The sequence below is a fragment of the Actinomadura kijaniata NBRC 14229 genome (assembly GCF_001552175.1).
GTDB classification, from domain to species: Bacteria; Actinomycetota; Actinomycetes; order Streptosporangiales; family Streptosporangiaceae; genus Spirillospora; species Spirillospora kijaniata.
On sequence record NZ_BCQR01000082.1, the window covers coordinates 41781 to 50923 of the forward strand.

At 74.3% G+C, this 9143-nt stretch carries 7 protein-coding genes; 6 read left to right on the top strand and 1 reads right to left on the bottom strand.

Annotated features, from left to right (window positions below):
- Positions 1–57 precede the first annotated feature (57 nt).
- Both AKI01S_RS25360 and AKI01S_RS25365 read left to right on the top strand, forming a co-directional pair.
- Positions 58–1605: a class I adenylate-forming enzyme family protein gene (locus AKI01S_RS25360; protein ID WP_084000225.1), complete on the top strand. Its 1548-nt coding sequence runs from the start codon at positions 58–60 to the stop codon at positions 1603–1605.
- Positions 1584–2807: a DUF4437 domain-containing protein gene (locus AKI01S_RS25365; protein WP_067823013.1), complete on the top strand. Its 1224-nt coding sequence runs from the start codon at positions 1584–1586 to the stop codon at positions 2805–2807. The genes AKI01S_RS25360 and AKI01S_RS25365 overlap by 22 nt, the downstream gene beginning before the upstream one ends.
- A gap of 47 nt (positions 2808–2854) precedes the next feature.
- Here the strand turns inward: AKI01S_RS25365 and AKI01S_RS25370 are convergent, their stop codons facing one another.
- Complete coding sequence (locus tag AKI01S_RS25370; protein ID WP_067823016.1) at positions 2855–4285, bottom strand: dihydroorotase; 1431 nt, start codon at positions 4283–4285, stop codon at positions 2855–2857.
- Positions 4286–4365: 80 nt separating this feature from the next.
- Here AKI01S_RS25370 and AKI01S_RS25375 point away from each other — a divergent pair, with 80 nt between their 5' ends.
- The 4 genes from AKI01S_RS25375 (at position 4366) to AKI01S_RS25390 (ending at position 9102) form a co-directional block, all read left to right on the top strand.
- The gene (locus tag AKI01S_RS25375; protein WP_245681771.1) at positions 4366–5556 is read left to right on the top strand and encodes a CaiB/BaiF CoA transferase family protein; all 1191 of its coding nucleotides are present in this window, start codon (positions 4366–4368) and stop codon (positions 5554–5556) included.
- Between the two features lie 2 nt (positions 5557–5558).
- Positions 5559–6377 carry a cyclase family protein gene (locus tag AKI01S_RS25380; protein WP_084000227.1) on the top strand — a complete coding sequence of 273 codons (819 nt, stop codon included), beginning with the start codon at positions 5559–5561 and terminating at the stop codon, positions 6375–6377.
- Complete coding sequence (locus AKI01S_RS25385) at positions 6370–7785, top strand: MmgE/PrpD family protein (RefSeq protein ID WP_084000229.1); 1416 nt, start codon at positions 6370–6372, stop codon at positions 7783–7785. Before AKI01S_RS25380 ends, AKI01S_RS25385 begins: the two co-directional genes overlap by 8 nt.
- Before the next feature lie 666 nt (positions 7786–8451).
- The gene (locus AKI01S_RS25390) at positions 8452–9102 is read left to right on the top strand and encodes a response regulator transcription factor (protein ID WP_067823021.1); all 651 of its coding nucleotides are present in this window, start codon (positions 8452–8454) and stop codon (positions 9100–9102) included.
- The last annotated feature ends 41 nt before the right edge of the window (positions 9103–9143 follow it).

Genomic DNA, 9143 nt, shown 5'->3' on the forward strand with positions numbered 1-9143 from the left:
CCGCATGCTCGTATCGCACAACGAAACAAGATTTCTCTTACGGAAACAGGGGGTGGGATGGCGATCGTGCCGGGCGGCGCGCCGCTCACCATGGCCGGAGGCGTCCGGGAGTTCGCGGCCGCGACCCCGGACGCCGTCGCGGTGGTCGACGGCGACCGCCGCCTCACCTACCGGGGGCTGCACGACCGGTCGAGCCGCCTGGCCAACGCGCTGCTGGAACGCGGGCTGCGGCCCGGCGACCGCGTGGCGGTGCTGCTCGGCAACCGGATGGAGTACCCCGAGGTCATCGCCGGGCTGACGAAGGCGGGGCTGACGCTGGTGCCGGTCGGCACGCGCTCCTCCCCCGCCGAGGCCGCCCACGTCCTCGACCACTCCGGCAGCCGCGCCGTGGTGCTGGACGGCGCGCTGTCCGGCGTCGTCGCCGACGCGGCCGCCGGACGCGTCGTGCTGTCGCTCGGGCGGACCGATCTCGGCCCGTCCTACGACGCGGCGCTGGCCTCGGCGCCGTCCCGCGACCCACGCGTCCCGGTGGACGAGCTCGCCCCGTTCGCGGTCTACTACACCGCCGGGACGACCGGGACGCCCAAGGGCGTGCTGAGCAGCCACCGCGCCCGCGCCCTGCTGTGCTACCTGTCGGCGCTCGAATGGGGCCTCGGCGTGGGGCGCACCAGCGTCGCGGTCGCGCCGATGCACCACGGCGCCGGGATGGTCTTCGGCTACGCGCCCGTCCTGACCGGCGGCACCGTGACGATGCTGCGCTCGTGGAACCCCGAACGGCTGCTGCGCCTGGTCGAACGCGACCGTGCCCACGCGGCGTTCCTGGTCCCGACGCACGCCCACGCGCTCCGCGCCCTGGGCGAGGCGGCCCTGCGCGACCACGACCTGTCCAGCCTCGACACGCTCTACTTCAACGCCGCCGCGCTGCCGTCGGCGTTGAAGACGTGGGTGATGGAGGCGTTCCCGCGGGCCGGTGTGCACGAGCTGTACGGCTCGACCGAGGCGGGCATCGTCGCCAACTGCCGTCCCGCCGACGCCCACCGGGTCGGGTCGGTCGGCCCGCCCTGGTACCTGACCGACGTCCGGATCGTGGACGACGACGGCGCGCCCGTCGCCCCCGGCGAGCCGGGCGAGCTGTTCAGCCGCTCCCCGTTCCTGATGAGCGGCTACCTCGACGACCCGGCCGCCACGCGCGCCTGCGTCACCGACGACGGCTACCTGACCTCCGGCGACATCGTCACGCGCGACGCCGACGGCTTCCTGCGCGTCGTCGACCGCCGCACGGACATGATCATCACGGGCGGGGTCAACGTGGCGCCGCGCGAGGTGGAGGAGGTCCTGCACGCCTTCCCCGGCGTCGCCGAGGCCGCCGTGGTCGGGCTGCCCGACGAGCGCTGGGGCGAGCGGGTCGCCGCGTTCGTCGTGCCCGCGCCCGGCCACGCGCCCGACGCCGCCGCCCTGGACGCCCACTGCCGCGCCCGCCTGTCGGGCCCCAAGCTCCCCCGCGCCCTCACCTTCGTCGACTCCCTGCCCCGCAACGCCTCCGGAAAGATCCTCAAGCGCGAGCTGCGCGAGAAAGGCCGACCGTGCGCCCCCACGTCGAAGTGATCCAGGAGAACGACTACGTCCGGCACGCCGCCGAACTGCCCGGCGGCGAGGGCCGGGCCGGCGAACGCCGCCTGTCGGTCGACGAGGAGGACGGCTCCTCCTCCCTGCGGCTCGACTTCCACACCGACTGGGGCCGCGGGCCGGGCATCCACCACGCCGACACCGAGTACTACGTCCTCGAAGGCACCATGACCTACGGCGGCCGCCGGATCGGCAAGGGCGGCTACGTGCGCGCGCCCAGGGGCGTCCCCACCGCCGCCATCACGTTCCGGGAGGGCAGCCGCGTCCTGCACTACCGCGAGTACGGCGACGCGGGCTTCGACCCCGTCCAGAGCGTCCGCGCCCCGGCGTGGAGGGACGCCCGCGGACAGGTCGTCGTCCTGGACAGCGGGGCGATGCGGTGGGACGCGGTCCCCAACCCCGGCCCCATGCCGGGCATGTTCATCAAGTACCTGCACGTGGACCCGGTCACCGGCTTCTACACCCGCCTGGTGCACGCCCAGGAGGGCTGGACCGACCACCGCCTGGCCCACCACCCGTGCTTCGAGGAGGCGTACACGGTCCAGGGCCACATGGAGTACAACTTCGGCACCCTGGACCTCGGCACCTACTTCTTCCGCCCGGCCCGGGTGAAGCACGGCCACTTCACCACCATGGAGGGCGGCGCGACCTGGCTGCTGCGCTCCGACGGCGAGCTGTTCAACTGGTACACGCAGAACGAGTGGATCCGCTGGGGCGGCGAGGCCGTCAACTGGGGGCCCGGCGGCACCCGCGCGCGCTGGTCGGCCTCCTCCCACGACCTGGGCGCCGGCTCCCCGCCCCGCGGCGACCGCGACCTGCGCGACCTGCGCGCCTCGGTGGAGTTCCAGCGCGCCCGGGGCGAGCCGGACGCCGGCTTCCTCCCGCACGGCACGCTCCCCGACAAGAGCGTCCTGGCGATCGCCAAGGCCCTGGACACGGCCCGCCTCCAGCAGGGCCACGGGCATGAGCGCGGGCATGACCACGGGCACGGGGAGCCCGCGTTCGACTGGGGCACGGACCCGAGCGCGCTGGAGCACCCGTCCGAACGCACCGACGCCCACGCCCACAACCCGGGCAGGGGCCGCCCCTGGAAGCAGGGCGACCCGATCCCGGCCCCGGTCATCTCGACCCTCCCGGTCCGCAGCCGCTCCACGGGCCGCTGGGACGGCGACGGCATGTAGCCCTTCACCGGCGCCCGCCCGGCCAACCGGGCGGGCGCCGCGGCGGGTCAGGCGCGGTGCAGGTAGGCGCCGGTGGGGGTGTCGGCGGGCTTGCCGTCGCGGTAGGCGATCCGGCCGCCCACGATCGTCGTCTCCGGCCAGCCCCGCACGGTCACCCCCTCGAACGGACAGTGGTCCTGGGCCGACAGCAGCAGGTCGGCCGTGACGCGTTGCTCCCGGTCCATGTCGACGATGGCGAGGTCGGCGTCGAAGCCGACCGCCAGGCTGCCCTTGCGGCCCCACAGGTTGTAGGCGCGGGCGGGGTTGGCGGAGGCCAGCTCGGCGACGCGGGTCAGCGGGATGCCCCGCCGGTGGTGGCCCTCGCTGATCAGGACGGGGTACAGCAGCGCGGTGCCGCCGAAGCCGGGGCGGGCGGGCCACAGGTCGTCGCCCTTGTGCTCCTCCATGCAGCAGGCGTGGTCGGAGGCGACCCAGTCCACCTGGCCGTCGCGCACGCGTTCCCACAGGTGGGCGCTGTCGGCGGCGGTGCGGATCGGCGGGTTGACCTTGCCGCCCAGGCCGCCGCGCGCGTCCAGGGCGTCGTGGTCCAGGCACAGGTGGTGCAGGGTGACCTCGAAGCGCATGTCGGTGCCGTGCCGCCGGCGGGCGGCGACGGCCTCGCGCAGGGCGTCGGCACCGGACAGGTGCAGCAGGTTGACGTTGGCGCCGGTGTGCCCGGCGAGGACGGCGGCCTCGGCGATGGCGACGCGTTCGGTCAGCGGCGGGCGGGCCTCGGAGTAGGCGCGCAGGTTCTGCGGCTCGCCGCCGTCGCGGACGCGGTCCACGAACACGCGCATCAGCTCTGACTGCTCGCAGTGCAGGGACAGCGACAGCCGCAGCTCGGGGTGGTCCTCCTGGGTGGCGGCGATCCGCTCCAGCAGCAGGTACAGGTGGCCCAGGTCGTACTCGTCGCCCATGGTGAAGGCGCGGGCGTCGCGGCTGTCGGTCGCCAGGTCGAAACCCTTGTAGAACATGTAGTACTTGAACGACGAGACGCCGTGCTCGGCGACCAGCGACGGGATCTCGTCGATCTGCCCGACCGTCATCGGCGCCAGGTGGAAGCCGTAGTCGGTGAACGACCGTCCCTCGACGGCGGCCAGCACCTCGGGGAAGATCTCCCGGTAGGGCCCGGTGCGGTCCAGGTAGTGCCGCCCGGTCCGGAAGTACGACAGCACCGTGGTGGCCCCGCCGACCAGCGACGAGCGGGTCTCCTCCCGGGCGTCCAGGCCCATGTCCCGGTAGATGCCGAGGTGGAAGTGGGCGTCCACCGCGCCCGGCAGCACCGCCCGGCCGGCGGCGTCGACCACCTCCTCGGCGTCGCCGAGGTCCTCCCCGATGGCGGCGATCCGGCCTCCGGAGACGGCCAGGTCGGCGCGGATCTCCCCATGGAACGGCAGGACGAGGACGCCGTTCTTGACGAGCAGGTCGTACCGGGACATCGCATCCCCTTCTTCCCGGAATGTTTCGTAGAGCGTAACGTCGTTTCCATAAAGTGGCCATGGAGTTCCCGGGAGGACATGTGACCGGACCGCTGGACGGCGTCGTCGTGCTCGACCTCGCCACCCTGTTCGCCGGGCCGCTGGCGGCGACCGTGCTCGGCGACTACGGGGCCGAGGTCGTCAAGGTCGAGCACCCGGTGAAGGGGGATCCGGCGCGCACCCACGGCCCGGCCAAGGACGGCCACGGCCTGTGGTGGAAGATGCTCGGCCGCAACAAGAAGGCGATCACCTGCGATCTCGGCACCGCCGAGGGGGCCGGTCTGATGCGCCGCCTGGCCGGGCGCGCGGACGTGCTGATCGAGAACTTCCGGCCCGGGACGCTGGAGCGGTGGGGGCTGGCCCCCGAGGCGCTGTGGGCCGGCAACCCGGGGCTGGTGATCGCGCGGGTGACCGGGTTCGGACAGTTCGGGCCGTACGCGCGGCGGCCCGGGTTCGGCACCCTGGCCGAGTCGATGAGCGGGTTCGCGGCCGTCACCGGGGAGCCGGACGGGCCGCCGACGCTGCCGCCGTTCGGCCTCGCCGACGGGGTGGCCGCGCTCACGTGCGTGAACGCGGTGATGATGGCGCTGTTCCACCGGCAGCGCGGCGGCCCCGGGCAGGTGATCGACCTGGCCATCGTCGAGCCGCTGCTGACGCTGCTCGGCCCGCAGCCCACGGCCTGGGACCAGCTGGGGATCGTGCAGGAGCGCACCGGGAACCGGTCGGTCAACAACGCGCCCCGCAACACCTACCGGACCCGCGACGGCCGGTGGGTCGCGGTGTCCACCAGCGCGCAGAGCGTCGCCGAGCGGGTCATGCGGCTGGTCGGGCACCCCGAGGTGATCGACGAGCCGTGGTTCGCCACCGGCGCGGGGCGGGCCGCGCACGCCGACCTGCTGGACGCGCAGGTGGGCGGATGGATCGCCGGGCGCGACGCCGCGGAGGTGGTGCGGGCGTTCGAGCGGGCCGAGGCGGCGGTCGCGCCGGTCTACGACGTGCGGGACGTGTTCGCCGACCCGCAGTACCGCGCGCTGGACACGATCACGACGGTGGACGACCCGGACCTCGGCCCGCTGCGGATGCAGAACGTGCTGTTCCGGATGTCGGCCACGCCGGGCGCGATCCGCTCCACCGGCGCGGCCAGGGGCGCGCACAACGCCGAGGTGTACGGCGACCGGTTGGGGCTGTCACCCGCCGAGATCGACCGGCTGAGGGAGAAGGGCGTCATCTGACCATGGACCTGTCACGGGTGTTCGACGGCGCGCGGGTGCTGGACCTGGCGCAGCCGATGCGGCGGGGCATGCCGCAGTCGCCCAGCCATCCCCCGTTCCGCATGGCCCTGGAGCGGCGGCACGGCGACCTGGTGCGCCCCGACGGCGGATCGGCCGCCAACGAGGTCATCGTGACCGGCGGGCACGTCGGGACGCATGTGGACGCCCTGGCGCACGTCTCCCAGGACGGCCTGCTGCACGGCGGGCTGCGGCCGGAGGACGTCACGGGCCACGAGGGGTTCGCCGAGCTGGGCATCGACCGGTTCCCGCCGTTCGTGGGGCGGTGCGTGCTGCTGGACGTGGCGGCCGTGCACGGTGTGCCCGTCCTCCCGGCGGGCTACGAGGTCACCCCGGGCGACCTGGAGAGGGCGGCGGCGGGGCTGGCGATCCGGCCCGGTGACGCGCTGCTGGTCGGGACGGGCTGGTCCCGGCGGTGGGCGGAGGGGGAGGCGTTCGTCGGGCACGCCGACGGGGTGCCGGGGCCGGGCGAGGCGGCGGGCCGGTGGCTGGCCGGGCGGCGGCCCCGCGTCGTCGGCGGGGAGACGATCGCGTTCGAGCACCTGGCGCCCGGCCGGGGGCACGCGACGCTGCCGGTGCACCGCGTGCTGCTGGTGGAGTCCGGCGTCAACATCGTGGAGACCATGCGGCTGGACGCGCTGCTGGACACCGGGGTCCGGGAGTTCGCGCTCGTGCTGAACCCGCTGCCGATCGTCGGGGCGACCGGCGCCCCCGTCCGGCCGCTGGCGGTGCTCCCCGGCGAGGGGCGGCCTTCCGGTGGGTGACACCACGGCGGTCCAGGAGCTGGCGGCGTTCGCGGTCGGCTGCCGGGACCGGGGCGTCCCGCCGCGGGTCGCCGGGGACGTGACCGGGCGCGTGCTGGACGTGCTCGGCAACTGCCTGGCGGGCCTGGCCGAGGGCGGCTCCGGCGAGGCCGTCCTCGTGGCCGTCCGGGACTGGGCGGGGACGCCGCGGGCCGGGGTGGTCGGCACCGCCGACCGGCTCCCGGCGCCCGGCGCCGCCCTGGTCAACGGCACCCTGGCGCACGCCCTCGACTTCGACGACACCCATCTGCCCTCGGTGCTGCACCCCAGCGCCTCGGTCGTGCCCGCCGCGCTCGCCGCCGCCGAGGAGACCGGCGCGGGCGGGGCGGAGCTGCTGGCGGCCGTGGCGGCGGGCATCGAGATCTGCGTCCGCCTCGGCATGGCGTCCTACCTGCCGGAGATCCGCAACTCGGCGTTCTTCGAGCGGGGCCAGCACGCCACCTCCATCTGCGGCACGCTGGCCGCCGCCGCGGCGGCCGCGCTCCTGTACGGCCTGGACGCCGGCGGCGTCGCCGACGCGATCGGCGTCGCCGCCAGCATGGGCTCCGGGGTGATCGAGGCCAACCGCACCGGCGGCACCGTCAAGCGCGTCCACTGCGGCTGGGCCGCGCACGCCGGGGTCGCGGCGGCGGCCCTGGCCCGGGCCGGGATCACCGGGCCGCCCACGGTGCTGGAGGGCCGGTTCGGGTTCTTCCGCGCCTGGCTGGACGGCCGGTACGACGCCGACGCGCTGCTGGGCGGGCTCGGCGAACGCTGGGAGGCGCCCCGGACCGTCTACAAGCCGTACCCGTCCAACCACTTCACCCATCCGGCGATCGACTGCGCGCTGGCGCTGCGGGACGGCGGCCTCGACCCCGGCGACATCGCCGCGATCGAGCTGGGGCTGCCCGCGCCGACGCTGCGGACCGTCGCCGAGCCGCGGGAGGAGAAGGCGCGGCCGCGCACGCCCTACCACGCGAAGTTCTCCGGGCCGTTCACCGTGGCGACCGCGCTGCTGGGCGGCGGCGGGCTCGGCGTCCATCTGGACGACTTCACCGAGGAGACGCTGCGCGACCCCGCGCGGCTGGCGCTGGCGGCGAAGGTGGCGTGCGTCGCCGACGAGCGCGCCGGGGCGGTCTTCCCGACCGCGTTCGCGGCCGTGCTGCGGGTGCGGACCCGTGGCGGCGCGACGCTGGAGCACCGGGTCGACTCCTCCCGGGGCGGCCCGGGGCACCCTCTGACGCGCGCGGAGCTGCTCACCAAGTTCCGCCTCAACGCCGCCCGGGCGCTCCCCGGCGGCCGGGCGGCGGAGCTGGTGCGGGCGGTCGAGGGGCTCGGCTCCCTGCCGGACGTGGGCGTACTGGCGGCATTGGCGCGCGTGCCCGAATGAGTTGTGCGGGAGGAAGTTTGGAAAGGTTTCCCGTGGATATGCTCGTCGGGTTACCAAGGACACGGAAGGGACGCGGCAAGCGCCGACGCGTCGCCCGAGCCATCCCGAACGGACGTTCGGAAAACGTGTTCCACCAGGATGCGCGGTGCCTTAAACAGTGCTTGACAAAGGACTCGATCAACTTTGCCCTGCGACAAGTAGTGCGCCTTCCTGAACAAACCCTGAATGTTTCCGGACCGCCTTTCCCTCCCTCATGGACCTCCAGTCCATGAGGGGTCGCGGATTGTAGCGCAAGCAGTGACACGCGGCCAGAAAGTGGCCCGATCCGGACGCCACACTTTACGCAATCCTTGCCATCTCTTCCTGGCGGACACGCTCCGTCAGCCCTCCGTAACGCCCCGACCTGCGTCTTTACTGGCGGTACGAGAACGGGGAAGGGAGGACCTTGCCGAAAATCAGTGACCGGCGGCGGCACCGGCGCGTTTGACGTTTACTGCAAGATCCATCACTCTGAATGCCGCCCCCTCGACTCAGCCCGGTTAAGGCGGCAAAAAGATGATCTCCAAATCCCCTGTGAAGCCCCCGCCCACCCCGCTTTCCCGGGGCCGCCCCGCCTTTTCGCTCTCCCCTCCGAGAACGAGACGGAACGAGCCTCGGGAAGGCAGAATGATCCGAATTGTGATCGCCGAACGCCTCCATCTTTTCCGCAGCGGCCTGGTGGCCCTGCTCGCCGGGGAGCCCGGCCTGGCCGTCGCGGAGGCGGCGGACTCGGGCGCGGCGCTGGTGGCCGCCTGCCGCCACCACCGCCCCGACGTCGCGCTCGTGGGGACCGAGCTGCCCGACATGCCCGGCGTCGACGCGGTGCGGGCGGTGCTCCGGACCGAGCGCCGGTGCGCGGTCGTCGTCGTGGCCGACCGGCCCCGGCCCGGCGAGCTGCGCGCCGCCGTCGACGGCGGCGCGCTCGGCTTCGTCCTGCGCGACTCCTCCCCCACCGACCTGGTGGACGTCATCCACCGGGTCGCGCGGGGCGAGCACGCCGTGGACGGCAGGCTGGCGCTCGCCGAGCTGGCCGCCGCCCGCAACCCCCTGACCCCGCGCGAACGCGACGTGCTGGCGGCGGTGGCCGAGGGCGCCACGGTCGGCGAGATCGCCGGGCAGCTCTGCCTGTCGACCGGCACCGTCCGCAACTACGTGGCCCGCGTGCAGGCCAAGCTCGGCGCGCGCACCCGTGTCGAGGCGGTCAGCATCGCGCGCGAGCACGGCTGGCTGCCGTACGGCGCGCGCGACGGATCGGGCCGCTACCCGCTGAACCGCTGACCCGGGGCGGCCCGCTCGGCCACCGGGCCGGGCGGGCCGCC

Excerpts from the sequence above, each read along its gene's own strand:
- AKI01S_RS25360 (WP_084000225.1), top strand. The coding sequence starts at position 58 with ATGGCGATCGTGCCGGGCGGCGCGCCGCTCACCATGGCCGGAGGCGTC.
- AKI01S_RS25370 (WP_067823016.1), bottom strand. The coding sequence starts at position 4,285 with ATGTCCCGGTACGACCTGCTCGTCAAGAACGGCGTCCTCGTCCTGCCG.
- AKI01S_RS25380 (WP_084000227.1), top strand. The coding sequence starts at position 5,559 with ATGGACCTGTCACGGGTGTTCGACGGCGCGCGGGTGCTGGACCTGGCG.
- AKI01S_RS25390 (WP_067823021.1), top strand. The coding sequence starts at position 8,452 with ATGATCCGAATTGTGATCGCCGAACGCCTCCATCTTTTCCGCAGCGGC.